The sequence below is a fragment of the Lichenihabitans psoromatis genome (assembly GCF_004323635.1).
Taxonomy (GTDB): Bacteria; Pseudomonadota; Alphaproteobacteria; order Rhizobiales; family Beijerinckiaceae; genus Lichenihabitans; species Lichenihabitans psoromatis.
Genome location: NZ_CP036515.1, coordinates 14813 through 28575, shown reverse-complemented (window position 1 = coordinate 28575; position 13763 = coordinate 14813). Strand labels below are relative to the sequence as shown.

The window sequence follows — 13763 nt, the reverse complement described above, 5'->3', positions numbered from 1 at the left end:
ATCATGCGCCTCAATATTTCGGCCTGGGCCATTCGCAACCCAATTCCACCGATCGTGCTGTTCGTCGTTCTCATGGTGCTCGGCCTCGCAAGCTTCCATTCGCTCGCCGTCACCCAGATGCCGAATGTCGATATTCCGATCGTCTCGGTCACGATCACGCAAGCGGGCGCCGCCCCAACCGAATTGCAGACCCAGGTCACCAAATGGGTCGAGGATTCCGTGGCGGGCGTTAACGGCGTCAAACATATCATCTCGGCCATCACCGAGGGCACCTCGACCACCACGATCGAATTCCGGTTGGAGGTGAATAGCGATCGTGCCGTCAACGACGTGAAGGATGCGGTGTCGAAAATCCGCGCCGATCTCCCGCGCACGATCGACGAGCCGATCATCAATCGAGTCGAGATTGCCGGGCTGCCGATCCTCAACTATGGCGCGACTGCTCCGGCCATGACGCCGGAGCAGCTCTCCTGGTTTGTCGACGATACCTTGATCCGGGGCCTGCAGAGCATTCGCGGCGTTGGCGGCGTCGAACGCGTTGGCGGCGTCACGCGCGAGATCCGGGTCACATTGAAGCCCGACCGGCTGCTGGCGCTTGGGATCACGGCCGCGGACGTCAACAAACAGCTGCGGCTGACCTCGACCGATCTGGCCGGGGGGCGCGGCGAGATCGGCGGCCGCGAGCAGTCGATCCGCACACTCGCGGCCTCGCAAACGCTCGGCACGCTAAGAGCGACAAGCATCGTCCTGCCGGGCGGTCGCGAGGTGCGCCTCGACGATCTCGCCACTGTGACGGACGCGTTCGAGGAGCCACGGACCTTCGCGCGCTTCGACGGGCAGCCCATCGTGTCGCTGGCCATTTCGCGCGCCACGGGCGCCAGCGACGCTTCGGTGGCCGAGGCGGTGCAGAAGAAAATCGACGAATTTTCCAAAGATTACCCGGACGTCCATCTTCGGCGGATCGATACCTCTGTCACCAAGACGTTCGGCAGCTACCAATCGGCGATGGATACGCTGATCGAAGGGGCCCTCCTTGCGGTGCTGGTCGTGTTCCTGTTCCTGCGCGACTGGCGCGCCACGCTCATCGCCGCCATCGCGCTGCCGCTCTCCGTGCTCCCGACCTTCTGGGTCATGAGCGCGCTCGGCTTCTCGCTGAATGCCGTGAGCCTTCTCGCCATCACGCTGGTGACCGGCATCCTGGTCGACGACGCGATCGTCGAGGTCGAAAACATCGTGCGTCACATGCGGCTGGGTAAGTCCGCCTATCGGGCCGCGATCGAGGGCGCCGACGAGATCGGTCTCGCGGTCATCGCCATCACGGCGACGCTCGTCGCGATCTTTGCCCCAGTGAGCTTCATGGGCGGCATCGCGGGCCAATATTTCGTGCAATTCGGGCTGACGATCGCGGCGGCCGTGATCATGTCGCTGTTGGTGGCCCGCCTCATCACGCCGATGCTGGCCGCCTATTTCATGCGTCACCATGGGGCCGCTGAGGAGCGTTCCGGCCTCGTCATGCGGGTCTACTCGCGTCTGGTTGGCTGGTCGGTTCGGCATAAGGTCATCACGCTCCTCGCAGGGCTGGTGCTGTTCGCGGGCTCGCTCGCCTCGACCACCCTGCTGCCCTCCGGCTTTCTGCCGAAGGAGGATTCGTCCCGCACCATGTTCGTGGTCGAACTCGCGCCTGGGGCGCGGCTCGACGACACGATCGCTGTGACAGACCGATTGAGCGACGAGATTAGAGCTTTGCCGGAAGTCACCTCGGTATTCGTCGATGGCGGTCGCCAATTGCCTGGTAAATTGGAGACGCGGCTCGCCACGCTGGTGATCAATCTTTCGCCAAAGAATACCCGCGTGCGAACGCAAGCCGAGCTCGAAACCTTAATCGCGGGCCTGCTGCGGAAGGAGCCCGATATCCGCTCTTGGTCGCTGCGCGATGGCGGCCAGCGCGACATGAGCCTGATCGTGGCCGGTCCTGATCAGGGGATCGTGGCCGATGTGGCCGCACGGTTCCAGCGCGACGTCGCAGCCATTCCGCATCTCGTCAGCGTCATGTCGACCGCGCCGCTCGACCGGACCGAAATCCGCATTCGGCCGAAACCGAGCGCCGCTGCCGACCTCGGTGTGTCGACCGACACGATCGCCGAGACCGTTCGGGTCGGCACCATCGGCGACATCGGCCTTAATCTGGCGAAGTTCAACGCGGTCGGCCGGCAGGTGCCGATCCGCGTGCTGCTACCGGAAGCGATACGAGGCAATCTCGCCGATCTCGAAACTTTGAAGGTGCCGGCCAAGAACGGAACCGCCGTGCCGCTCGCCGCGGTCGCCGACGTCACGCTGGATCAGGGGCCGGGCTCCATCGATCGCTACGATCGCTCGGTGCGGGTCGCGGTGGAGGCCAATATGGAAGGCTCCGACGCCCTCGGCAACCTCATCGCACAAGCCATGCAGACGCCGACCGCGACGCATCTGCCACCGGGTGTCACGATCCGTCAGACCGGCGACGCGGAGATCATGGGCGAAGTATTCTCCGGCTTTCTCATGGCCATGGGAGCCGGCATCATGATGGTGTTCGGGGTGCTGATCCTGCTGTTCGGATCGTTCCTGCAGCCCATCACGATCTTGTTCTCACTCCCGCTCTCCATCGGCGGGGCGATCCTCGGCCTCTTGATCTTCAACAAGCCGATCTCGATGCCGGTGGTGATCGGCATCCTGATGCTGATGGGTCTGGTGACCAAAAACGCCATCATGCTGGTCGATTTCGCGGTCAAGGAAATGGCCAATGGCGTCGACCGGATCACGGCCATCAAGGAAGCCGGGATGAAGCGCGCCCGGCCGATCGTCATGACGACGATCGCCATGGCGGCCGGCATGGTGCCGAGCGCCATGGCGTTCGGCATCGGTGGTGAATTCCGAGCCCCGATGGCGATTGCGGTGATCGCCGGGCTCTTGGTGTCGACGCTTCTGTCGTTGGTCTTCGTGCCGGCTGTCTTCCTGCTGATGGACGACCTGCACAACCTGCTGGCCCGCATCTTCAAACGCTTCGTGGGGCAGCGGGACGAGGCTCAAAGCCATCCTCACGCCGCGCCCTCACACCCGGTTTAGTCCGGCATGAAGCTCATCGCGACGCCATTGATGCAGTAGCGCAAATGGGTCGGCGGCGGGCCATCCTCGAACACATGGCCGAGGTGGCTTTCGCAGCGGCTGCAATGAACCTCGGTGCGGATCATCCCATGGCTGCGATCGACCGTGCTGGCGACCGATCCGTCGATCGGATCGTTGAAGCTCGGCCAGCCGGTGCCGCTGTTGAACTTGAAGCCCGAGCGGAACAAAGGCTGATCGCAACCGACGCAGACGAAGGTTCCGGCTCGATTTTCATGATCCAGCGCGCAGCTTCCCGGCGCTTCGGTGCCGTGACCGCGCATCACGCGATATTGCTCCGGCGTCAGCATCTGGCGCCATTCGGCGTCCGTCCGGGTGAAAGCTTGGGTCGTGGTGCTCATCGGCAATACTCCGATCTCGTAAGGGCGGGGGCAGACGCTCCCGCGTCCAAGCTTATGTAGGGTCTCGCCTTGGCGGATGCCATGCAGCGGCGGCTCGTCGTTGACGAGGCCGGTGGTTCCGCATCAATGATCGACGCGGAACACGCTCTCCTCCGCGTCCGACGTCGCTCGAAAGGTCCTGTGCTTTGATCCAAGCCCCCCGTGACCTGCTGCGTGCCATGTTCGACGCTGCCGTCGCGGCTGCCTCGCCGATGCGCCGCGTGCCGCTGTTTCTGCCGCCTCGGCCCAAGGGCCGCAGTATCGTGGTTGGGGCCGGCAAGGCCTCGGCCGAAATGGCGCGCGCGGTCGAAGTCGCTTGGGACGGGCCGCTCGAGGGTCTCGTGGTGACGCGAGACGGACATGCCGCACCCTGCGAGCGGATCGAGATCGTGGAAGCCTCCCATCCCGTGCCGGATGCGCGCGGCGAAGCGGCGGCCCGGCGTATTCTCGCTCTAGTCGGCGGCTTGACCGAGGACGATCTCGTGCTCGCGCTCATCTCCGGTGGCGGCTCGGCTTTGCTGAACCTGCCGGCCGACGGGCTCGACCTTGCGGACAAGCGCGCCATCAACACGGCGCTGCTCAGAGCCGGGGTGCCGATCGGCGAGATGAACATCGTGCGGAAGCATCTGTCGGCCATCAAAGGGGGGCGGCTCGCTGCCGCGAGCTTTCCGGCAAGGCTGGTGACGCTGGTGATCTCGGATGTGCCGCGCGACGACCTGTCGGTCATCGCCTCCGGTCCGACTGTTCCGGACCCGACGACGTTCGCCCAGGCGCTCGACATTCTGCAGCGCTACGGCATCACCGGGCCGGCGCGGGTGATCGAGCATCTGCGGCGCGGCGCTGACGAAACGCCCAAGCCCGGCGATCCGCGCCTTGCTCGCAGCGAGACGATCCTGATCGCCACGCCGCAAATGTCGCTCGAGGCCGCCGCCGATGTGGCGCGCCGGGCCGGCGTCACGCCGCTGATCCTCGGCGACGCGATCGAGGGCGAGGCCCGCGAGGTCGGCCGCGTGATGGCGGGCATCGCTCAGCAGGTCGCGTTGCACGGGCAACCCGCGCCCGCGCCCTGCGTCCTGATCTCGGGCGGCGAAACCACGGTCACGGTGCGGGGTGGCGGGCGGGGTGGCCGCAACGTCGAATTCCTGCTGGCCCTCGGCCTCGCGCTCGACGGCTTGGCGCGTGTGTCGGCTATCGCGGGCGATACGGATGGGGTCGACGGAGCCGAAGACGTGGCCGGGGCCATCATCACGCCCGACACGTTGCGGCGCGCGGCCGCGCTCGGGCTCGACCCCAAAGCGAGCCTCGCCGACAACGATGCCCATCGGTTCTTCGACGTCCTCGGCGATCAGATCGTCACCGGCCCGACGCGCACCAACGTCAACGACTTTCGCGCGATCCTGATCGAGCCGGCCTAAACACATCGATGATCACGAGTTTGTCTGGTTGACTATCTTTCCTACGAGTGAAAATCTGCGCTGCCAGATCGGTGAGATCGGCTGCCCGAGTCAGTGCTGAAGGATCGACGGAATGCGGATCGCCATCATCGGGGCAGGGCCGAGCGGGCTGGCGCAACTCCGGTCTTTCGAGGCCGCGCGCCGGGGCGGGGCCGAGATCCCAGAGATCGTCTGCTACGAGAAGCAGAGCAATTGGGGCGGCTTGTGGAATTACACCTGGCGCACCGGCCTCGATGAGCACGGCGAGGCGGTGCATGGCAGCATGTATCGGTATCTGTGGTCCAATGGCCCGAAGGAATGTCTCGAATTCGCGGATTATTCGTTCGAGGAGCATTTCGGCCGGCCGATCCCGTCCTACCCGCCGCGTGCCGTCCTGCATGATTACATCGCGGGCCGGGTCGAGCGGAGCGACGTCCGCAAATATATGAAGTTCTGTCACGCGGTGCGGCACGTCGCGTTCGACAAGGCGACCGGCCTCTTCACCGTGACGGTCAAGGATCTCGTCCAGGACGAAACCTTGACCGAGACATTCGACTACGTGGTGGTGGCGACCGGGCATTTCTCGACCCCGAACGTGCCCTATTTCGAGGGGCTGGAGCGATTCCCAGGCCGGGTGCTCCACGCGCATGATTTCCGCAGCGCCGACGAATTTGCGGGCAAGCGTCTGTTGCTGGTCGGCAGCAGCTATTCGGCCGAGGACATCGGCATCCAGTGCCACAAATATGGCGCCGCCTCGGTGACCTTCAGCTACCGCACCAAGCCGATGGGCTTCGATTGGCCGGAGGGCTTCAAGGAAGCGCCGCTGCTGACGCATGTGACCGGCAAGACCGCCCACTTCAAGGACGGTACCAGCCAGGATGTCGATGCCGTCATCCTCTGCACCGGCTACAAGCACCATTTCCCGTTCTTGCCGGACGACATGCGGTTGAAGACCAACAACCGCCTTTATCCGCTCGGCCTCTACAAGGGTATTTTCTGGGAGCCGAACCCCAAGCTGATCTACATCGGCATGCAGGATCAATATTACACGTTCAACATGTTCGACGCTCAAGCGTGGTACGCGCGGGACGTCATGCTCGGCCGCATCGCGCTGCCTGCGCCGGACGTCATGGCGGCCGATATCGCCGCATGGCGCGCCCGCGAGGAAGTGCTGGAGAATCCGTTTCAGGCGATCGATTTCCAGACCGACTATGTGCGTGATCTGCTAGCCGCCACGGATTACCCGGCGCTCGACGTCGACCGCGTCGCCGAACTCTTCAAGGAATGGGAGCACCACAAGGTCGAGGGTATCCTCACCTATCGGGATCGCTCCTATCCGTCGACCATCACGGGCAATATGGCGCCGGTGCACCATACGGTATGGCTTGAGGCCTTGGACGATTCGATGCAGACCTTCCTGGCTGTCCAATCCGCGCCAGAGACGGCCGCCGCCAAAACGATGGCCTGAACCTTTCATGCGGGAGCCAGCACGATGAGCGACACGGCCGATCTCGCTCCCGCCGTCAAGACAGCCCGGATGTCCGAGCGCAAGGTCGTTCGCGGTGGCTCCTGCGCGACCGCCTCGCTCCGGCCCGGGGACCGGATTCGGCTGCGGGACCCGGAGGGGTTGCAGCCGCTCGATCTCTTCGTCTTCGATCAGCACGGCCGCGATGCGGGCGACATTCTCGGCCGCCCCGCATCGACGGGACGACTGGCAGACGTGCTGGCAGTGGAAGGCGAGGAGCCGGCCGCCGCCGCGCGGGCGCTCGCGGCTCTTGGTTTGACTGAGGCGGATGCTCGACCCTACCGGGTTATGGAGGCCGGCGGCTCGCCGGGCGCGGTGTTCGATTTCGTGGCGCCGGCTCCGCTGGTGCTGGTCGTGTCGGCGCCGGGCTCCCCGATGGCGCCGGACGAGCAGACACCCGCGACCGAATTGCATCTCGAGATCGATCGGGCTGATGGCTCCTCGCCCGATCTCCCACCGCCGCTCGCGGCTGTGACGCTCGATCTGCGGATACCGGCCGCGACCGCCAAGGCTTATCGGGTCCGAGCCGGCGATTACATCCAGATCATCGACGTGGAAGGCCGGCAATGCTCGGACTTTCTCGCCTTCGACGCGGCGCAACTCGCCGACGGGGTCGAGAAGGGGTTGGACCCGACCGTGACCCGAACCCTGATGGGCTCGGCTTTTCCTGGGCCGGGACTCCATTCCAAATATTACGACGAGGATATGCAGGCTCTGGTCGAGGTGGTGCGCGACACCGTCGGCCGCCACGACACGTTCGCGCTGGCTTGCAGCGCCAAATATTACGACGACGTCGGGTATCCCGGCCATCCGAACTGCTCGGATAATTTCAACGAGGTCCTGAAGCCGTTCCAGGTGCGCGCCCGCAAAGGCTGGCCAGCGATCAACTTTTTCTACAACACCTGCATCGAAACCAGCAACGCGCTGACATCGGATGAGCCGTGGTCCAGGCCCGGCGATTATGTGCTGCTCCGTGCTTTGACCGACCTCGTCTGCGCGTCGTCCTCCTGCACCGACGACATCGATCCGGCCAACGGCTGGAACCCGACCGATATTCACATCCGGGTCTATGACGGCAACGCGACTTTCTCCAAGGGATCAGCCCTCCGCATGACGCCCGATGCCGAACCTCGTCTCACACGCGACAGCGCCTTTCAGCCGCGCCTGCAGGCCTTGGCCCGCAGCTTCGTGGATTATCGCGGCTTTTGGCTTCCGACGAGTTACACGGGACGCGGCGCCATCGAGGAATATTGGGCCTGCCGCGAACGGGCCGCCATCATGGATCTGTCGGCCCTGCGAAAGTTCGAGGTGATCGGCCCCGATGCCGAACAGCTTCTCCAGCGCACCATGACGCGCAACATCGCCAAATTGGCGGTGGGACAGGTCGTCTACACGGCGCTGTGCTATGACCATGGCGGCATGATCGACGACGCGACGGTGATGCGGCTCGGCGCCGCGAATTTCCGGGTGATCGCCGGGGAGGATTTCACCGGCGTCTGGTTGCGCCAGAAGGCCGAGGATTGGGGCCTCAAGGTCTGGGTGAAATCCTCGACCGACCAACTCCACAATCTCGCGATCCAGGGGCCGAAGAGCCGCGACATCCTCAAGGAGGTCATCTGGACGGCGCCGACCCAGGCATCATTGGCCGAACTGAAGTGGTTTCGCTTCACGATCGGCCGCATCGGCACGGCGTCCGGGCCGCCGGTCGTCGTGTCGCGCACCGGTTATACGGGCGAACTCGGCTACGAGGTCTGGTGTCACCCCAAGGATGCTTTGGCGGTGTGGGATGCGATCTGGGCGGCGGGTCAGCCCCATGGAATGTCGCCGCTCGGCTTCGAGGCGCTCGACATGCTGCGGATCGAGGCCGGTCTCGTTTTCGCGGGTTACGACTTTAGCGACCAGACCGATCCGTATGAGTCCGGTATCGGATTTGCGGTGGCCGACAAGGACGTCGATTTTGTCGGGCGTGAAGCGCTGGCGCGACGCAAGGCAAATCCGGCGCATCGCATGGTCGGACTCGACCTGACCGGCAACGAGACGATCAGCCATGGCGACCCTGTCTTCGTCGGGCGCGCCCAGGTGGGCGTGGTGACGAGCGCGACCCGCTCGCCGCTGCTCAAGCGCATGATCGCGCTGTGCCGTCTTGATGTCGCCCATGCGACCCTCGGCACGGCGGTCGAGATCGGCAAGCTCGACGGTCACCAGAAACGCCTGTCCGCCACCGTCGTGCCGTTCCCACATTTCGATCCGCAGAAGACCCGCGTTCGGGCGTAAGCCGCTTCGATTTCAGCGTCGCGGAACGTGGTCAAACGTCGGCTGCGTTCTTGGATCGACAACAATATCGTCGTCTGATGGCAGATATTAATCTTGACGATAAATTAAGCTTACCTGTCCCTTGAACACGGATAGGTTGCGGCGCAATCCTCCGATTGTTTGTTGGAGGGGATATGCTGAATCTCAGAATTGTTCTGTCGATCGCCGCGCTGGCCGTTCCGTTAGCGGCCCCCGTTCAAGCGATGCCGATCCAGCACGATCTTGGTGCTGATGCCGCAGCAACGTTGATTTCCGGTGGCTGCGGACCCTACGGACATCGCGGACCCTATGGCGGTTGTCGGCCAGGCGGGGGATGGGGCGGCCCTGGATGGGGCGGACCCGGTTGGCGCGGTCCGGGTTGGGGCGGACCCGGCTGGCGCGGACGCGGCGGTGGCGGCTGGCACAACCACTACAGCTTTCATACCCACTATCACTATGGGCACCGCCGCTAAGATCCGCCTGACAAATTGAGCTTGCACCGCCGATGCGGTGCAAGCATCGGGACGAGCAGCGTCTCGCAACCCGCCGGCGGAAGCGATGGCGGCGTCCGCCCGCGCGTTCGGGAAGACTTCGGCATGTCTCGGGCGGATCGGGTCAAGGTACGAAACTGCGACTTCCGCTTTTGATCACTCGACTTCGCTTTGCGGTGTCGGGCGTGCCCTAGGGCGTCGACACACCCGAAAACCGGCTTGCGATCTCTGCGACGCGGACGCCGTAAAGCCGGGCTGTTTCAAGGTCGCCGTCGGACATGTCGCTGGGTGCCGCGTCAGCGTCCGATTGCGCCATCGGCGCAAGATACGATCCCATCCTGTTCGGATCGTCGCGCTTGGATGCCTTGACGTTCGCTGGCTTGATGGCGAGGCTGACCCAAAGGCCGCCGTGCTGGCCGGCCAGGAGAACGAAATATTGCAGCGTGTTGAGCTTGTCGCCATTGAGACTGGCGCTGTTGGTGAAACCGCCAAAAATCTTGTTTTTCCACTTTTCTTCAAACCAAGCTTTTGAAGAGGTGTCGGCGAATTTTTTGAACTGCCAACTCGGGCCGCCCATGTAAGTCGGTGAGCCAAAGATAATGGCGTCCGCAGCGTTGAGTGTGTCCCACCCATCCTCCGGGATGTTGCCGTCTGCATCGATCGGGATCATCGAAGCAGCGGCGCCTTCGGCGACAGCTTCTGCCAGACGGTGTGTATGTCCGTAGCCTGAATGATAGACGATGGCTGTCGTGATACTGGATCTGGTCATGGTACATCCTGAAGTGTCGCGGCCCATCACGGACGATGCGACCGCCAGCGAAGCGTGACCGAAGGAGTACTAGGTCGTCTTCTAACGATAAACTCGGCGATGAAGAACGCATTGTTCGTTGTGCGAGGACCAATAGGCGGCAACATGCAAAATCTCGAGCCGCTCCTCATCTTCATCAGGGTCGCCGAAATGGGTAGCTTCACCCACGCGGCCGACAGCCTGGGCATCCAAAAAGGGAGAGCCTCGACAGCGGTTCGGAAGCTCGAAGACGATGTCGGCGTCAGGCTGCTGCACCGGACGACGCGCAAAGTGCAGTTGACGGAAGACGGACGAGCGTTCCATGCGCGGGCCCGTGATCTCCTGGCCGAGGTCGACGACCTGCAATCGATGTTTGCGGGAGATCGCGTTGCGCTGCGGGGGCGTCTTCGGGTCGATCTGCCGACTGAACTGGCGCGCACCGCGATCGTGCCGGCTTTACCCGAGTTTATGGCCACCTATCCCGAGTTGGAGTTGGAGGTTTCGAGCACGGATCGACAGGTCGATTTGGTTCAGGAGGGATTCGACTGCGTGCTGCGGATCGGGCCGATCGGAGACGAGACCCTGATCGCCCGCCCGCTCGGCCGATTGCGTATGGTGAATGCCGCCAGCCCCGCCTACCTCGCGCGCTATGGTGTCCCTCGATCGCTCGACGATCTCCGACTTCATGGACATCGGGCCATCCATTACACGCGGACATTCGGCGCGAAGCCATACGGGTGGGAGTATCCGGACGCGAGAGAGAGCGGCGGCTATGCCACGCTTCCCCTGCCAGGCGCTTTGCACGTCAACAGCGTGCAGACTTACGAGGCCGCCGGCCTCGCGGGGCTTGGGCTTATCCAAGCCGCGCTTTCAGGAATACGTCGACATGTCGTGAGCGGAGCGTTGGTCGAGATCCTCCCTGATTTCCGCCCCGAGCCGCTCGATGTATCGTTCGTGGTGGCCCATCGGACCAACCTCTCGCGTCGTGTCCGCGCCTTCATGGAATGGAGCAAGGAGGTGCTCGAGCCCGATCTCGATAGTGCCGGGGTTCAGTCCGGCCAGAAGCCGGGCGAGGTCGGCGCGCCGTCGTCAAAGGCCGCGAGATAGTCGATCGCCAGGGGGCGCCACCGCGTCATGCCCTTGTAGTCGACGAGGTCCTGCGGCAGGTCGCGCAGCACCCGATGCATCCGCCGCGCCCATTTCGGCACGGTCACGAGTTCATCGAGCTTGAGAAGATAGCAGCGGATCGGGAACACCACCGCGTTGGAGCGGGGCAAACGCCAGAAGCTCTGCAATTCGACTCGCAGATGAACCTTGTCGCCGACGTTTTCGGTAGTCACCGTGGTCCGCTCCGGCCCCCATTTGTGATAATTTTCAGGACTGGTGTCGAGACGCGGATTGATCGTCATGGTCCAGTTGAACCGACGCATCGGCTGGCCGTGCCGCAGGTTCAACATGAATTTCAGCGCGCGGTCGAACACCCCCATCTCATGGGCGCGCGGCACCGGCGCATGCCATTCCATGAAGTTCATGCCGATGTCGAAATCGAGCGACCAGTCGGCCTGGGTCGTGACGATGCCGGCATCCATCCAGAGATTGTCGTCGCGTTGGTCGAGCAGGCAGAAGTCGCCCTGCGACTGCCGCGTGATATATTCCATCGGCCCGTACGGAAGCGTCGAAACGTCGCCAAAGACGAATCGATCGTCGATGCCGAGCGGCCGGTTGATCCAGCGCCAGTTCAGGCCCTCGCGGTGCAGCTCGAAATGCTCCGGATAGCCTCCCGCCTGCTGCTCCATCAGAAGTTCGAGAAGGTCCCAGCCAGCCAGTTCCATATGGGGGAGGGACTGGCAGCGCAGCGGATCCTCGGCCAGCACGAGCGCACGGTCTTGCATCTCGGAGACATAATGCTCGTCGACGTCGATGCCGTTCTCGAACACCGTGCCGGGTCGGCCATTGGTATGGGCCTCGATGTTGACCGCGTACATGTAAGCGTCCCGATCGAACGGGAACGGAAAGCGCCGGATGTTGGCCGGGCTGTTACGGAAGGAGAAGTCGTCGCGAAACGTTTCCTTGCGGAAGACGATGCCCATCGGTTGCTCCTTAAAGATCCAGAACGAGCCGCTGCCCTTCGAACCGGGACACGCATGGCATGACCCGGGTGTTCGAGGCTTTCTCGGTGTCGGTGAGGAAATGGTCGGCGTGCAGCAGGGTCCCCTCGCAAGACAGAACCGTGGTTTCGCACTGCCCGCAGGCACCGCCGCGGCACATTGAGGGTGCGTCCACCCCGGCGGCTTCGATCGCCTCCAGCATGGATTGGTGCGACCCGACCCGCACCGTCACGGCGGCGCGGGCGAGCCTGACCTCGTAGGGTGTGCCGATCGCTGGCGCGATGAAGCGTTCATGGTGGAGGTTGTGGTCCGGCCAGCCCGCCGCGCGGGCGCTTCCGAGCACCCAGTCGATCATGGCGGCCGGACCGCACACATAGAGATGGGTGCCGAGTGGCTGTTGCGGCAGCAGGCGGTCGAGCGGCGGCGCCTCGCCCCGGTCGCCGTGATAGAGATGCACGCGCGTCCCGAAGCGGGTTTCGAGATCGTCGGCATAGGCCGCATGATCGCGCGAACGGAAGGCGTAATGCAGTTCGAAAGGCGTGTGGTTGTGCGCCAATTGCTCGGCCATCGCCAGGAACGGCGTGATGCCGATACCGCCCGCGATCAACAGATGCTTCTTGGCGCGATGGTCGATTGGAAACAGGTTGACCGGATGAGTGATGTGAAGCGTCATCCCCGGCCGAACGTGATCGTGGAGGAAGCGCGAGCCGCCACGCCCGCTCTCGTCCCGCCGCACACTGATGGTGTAATGCGACGTCTCGGACGGCGGGCTCATGAGCGAATAGGCGTTCCGTCGGACTAGATCGCCGTCCTGCATCTCGACGACCACATGGGCGCCGCCGGAGAAGGTCGGGAGCGGGCCGGGATCGAGCGGCTCGAAGCGAAAGCGCTTGATAAACGGCGTGACCGCGACGACGTCGGCGACCGTCACGGCGATGCGGGGGGCCTTGTCGCTCACGGAAAGGCCTCCTCGGTCGGTGGAACGATGCCAGGTTCCTCAGCGTCGATGCAAACGCCCTGGAAGGCCGCGATGCGACGCGAATAGTGATCGCGCACGAAGAGCGTCAGGCCGCAATGAGCGCAAACGGCGGGCTGCGTCGTGACATTCTCCGTGATGCCTTTGCAATGTACGCATTGCACGCGGCGGGCCGTCGACCCGCGATGCTCGGTCTCGATCGAGCTGTGGTCGATGCCGGCATCGAGCGCCATCTTCATGGCTTGCCCGATCAACCCTTCGGTTCCGGCGAGGTAGAGCCGCGTGCCCATCCGTGCATTCGCCAAGGCTTGTGCAAGGCGGGGCAGGGCGGCCGCGAGACTCGGTCCCTCGTAGAACATCGCCGCATCGAGCGCCCGCAGACGGTCGCCGCGTTCACGATTGGAGTGTTCGATCGGCACGTAGAGAATATGTGCCTTGTCGAAAAAGCCGAGCGGCGCGATGGCGGCCATATCGAGGATGGCGTCGGCCCCGGCTGCATCGGCCACGATCAGATGCTCGGAGCCGGCGCGGGGCGTCAAGGTGCCGTAGACGGGGCGGCTCTTGATGCTGGGCTGAAGCATGGGTCCCTGGCTGGTTGGTGGTCGGCTGTCT

11 protein-coding genes are annotated in these 13763 nt (G+C 63.9%); 6 read left to right on the top strand and 5 right to left on the bottom strand.

Features of this window, described 5'->3' with window-relative positions; translation table 11 throughout:
- The first annotated feature begins 3 nt into the window (after positions 1-3).
- Complete coding sequence (locus EY713_RS00120; RefSeq protein ID WP_131113006.1) at positions 4-3102, top strand: efflux RND transporter permease subunit; 3099 nt, start codon at positions 4-6, stop codon at positions 3100-3102.
- On the opposite strand, the gene msrB is transcribed toward EY713_RS00120, so the two are convergent.
- On the bottom strand, positions 3099-3500 hold the full coding sequence (gene msrB, locus EY713_RS00115) for a peptide-methionine (R)-S-oxide reductase MsrB (protein ID WP_131113005.1): 402 nt from the start codon (positions 3498-3500) through the stop codon (positions 3099-3101). The genes EY713_RS00120 and msrB overlap by 4 nt on opposite strands.
- Positions 3501-3718: 218 nt before the next feature.
- Here msrB and EY713_RS00110 point away from each other — a divergent pair, with 218 nt between their 5' ends.
- From EY713_RS00110 to EY713_RS22600, 4 genes are all read left to right on the top strand, one after another.
- Positions 3719-4954, top strand: coding sequence for a glycerate kinase type-2 family protein (locus EY713_RS00110; protein WP_131119059.1), 1236 nt, complete (start codon positions 3719-3721; stop codon positions 4952-4954).
- Positions 4955-5066: 112 nt separating this feature from the next.
- Positions 5067-6440 (top strand): NAD(P)-binding domain-containing protein, encoded by a 1374-nt coding sequence (locus EY713_RS00105; RefSeq protein WP_131113004.1) that lies wholly within the window; start codon positions 5067-5069, stop codon positions 6438-6440.
- Positions 6441-6464: 24 nt separating this feature from the next.
- Entirely contained in the window at positions 6465-8771 is a 2307-nt protein-coding gene (locus tag EY713_RS00100) for a trimethylamine N-oxide demethylase (RefSeq protein WP_210215291.1), read from the top strand.
- Between the two features lie 173 nt (positions 8772-8944).
- A complete protein-coding gene (locus EY713_RS22600) occupies positions 8945-9262 on the top strand; it encodes a GCG_CRPN prefix-to-repeats domain-containing protein (protein ID WP_165490970.1) in 318 nt (105 codons plus the stop codon).
- Positions 9263-9470: 208 nt separating this feature from the next.
- Here EY713_RS22600 and EY713_RS00095 read toward each other — a convergent pair whose 3' ends face one another.
- Complete coding sequence (locus tag EY713_RS00095; RefSeq protein WP_245504233.1) at positions 9471-10076, bottom strand: flavodoxin family protein; 606 nt, start codon at positions 10074-10076, stop codon at positions 9471-9473.
- 117 nt (positions 10077-10193) lie between these two features.
- Between EY713_RS00095 and EY713_RS00090 the strand changes: the two genes are divergently transcribed.
- The gene (locus EY713_RS00090) at positions 10194-11174 is read left to right on the top strand and encodes a LysR family transcriptional regulator (RefSeq protein ID WP_131113003.1); all 981 of its coding nucleotides are present in this window, start codon (positions 10194-10196) and stop codon (positions 11172-11174) included.
- On the opposite strand, the gene EY713_RS00085 is transcribed toward EY713_RS00090, so the two are convergent.
- From EY713_RS00085 to EY713_RS00075, 3 genes are read right to left on the bottom strand one after another with little or no spacing between them, the layout of a single operon-like run.
- Complete coding sequence (locus tag EY713_RS00085; RefSeq protein WP_131113002.1) at positions 11117-12157, bottom strand: heme-dependent oxidative N-demethylase family protein; 1041 nt, start codon at positions 12155-12157, stop codon at positions 11117-11119. The two genes, EY713_RS00090 and EY713_RS00085, sit on opposite strands and share 58 nt — an antisense overlap.
- A gap of 10 nt (positions 12158-12167) precedes the next feature.
- Positions 12168-13133: a PDR/VanB family oxidoreductase gene (locus EY713_RS00080; protein ID WP_131113001.1), complete on the bottom strand. Its 966-nt coding sequence runs from the start codon at positions 13131-13133 to the stop codon at positions 12168-12170.
- Positions 13130-13732 carry a dimethylamine monooxygenase subunit DmmA family protein gene (locus tag EY713_RS00075; protein ID WP_131113000.1) on the bottom strand — a complete coding sequence of 201 codons (603 nt, stop codon included), beginning with the start codon at positions 13730-13732 and terminating at the stop codon, positions 13130-13132. Before EY713_RS00075 ends, EY713_RS00080 begins: the two co-directional genes overlap by 4 nt.
- Between the last annotated feature and the right edge of the window lie 31 nt (positions 13733-13763).

Bases quoted from the DNA above. Each gene is read 5' to 3' on its own strand.
- EY713_RS00100 (WP_210215291.1), top strand. From the start codon at position 6,465: ATGAGCGACACGGCCGATCTCGCTCCCGCCGTCAAGACAGCCCGGATG.
- EY713_RS22600 (WP_165490970.1), top strand. From the start codon at position 8,945: ATGCTGAATCTCAGAATTGTTCTGTCGATCGCCGCGCTGGCCGTTCCG.
- EY713_RS00105 (WP_131113004.1), top strand. From the start codon at position 5,067: ATGCGGATCGCCATCATCGGGGCAGGGCCGAGCGGGCTGGCGCAACTC.
- EY713_RS00075 (WP_131113000.1), bottom strand. From the start codon at position 13,732: ATGCTTCAGCCCAGCATCAAGAGCCGCCCCGTCTACGGCACCTTGACG.
- EY713_RS00090 (WP_131113003.1), top strand. From the start codon at position 10,194: ATGCAAAATCTCGAGCCGCTCCTCATCTTCATCAGGGTCGCCGAAATG.
- EY713_RS00095 (WP_245504233.1), bottom strand. From the start codon at position 10,076: ATGGGCCGCGACACTTCAGGATGTACCATGACCAGATCCAGTATCACG.
- msrB (WP_131113005.1), bottom strand. From the start codon at position 3,500: ATGAGCACCACGACCCAAGCTTTCACCCGGACGGACGCCGAATGGCGC.
- EY713_RS00110 (WP_131119059.1), top strand. From the start codon at position 3,719: ATGTTCGACGCTGCCGTCGCGGCTGCCTCGCCGATGCGCCGCGTGCCG.
- EY713_RS00085 (WP_131113002.1), bottom strand. From the start codon at position 12,157: ATGGGCATCGTCTTCCGCAAGGAAACGTTTCGCGACGACTTCTCCTTC.
- EY713_RS00120 (WP_131113006.1), top strand. From the start codon at position 4: ATGCGCCTCAATATTTCGGCCTGGGCCATTCGCAACCCAATTCCACCG.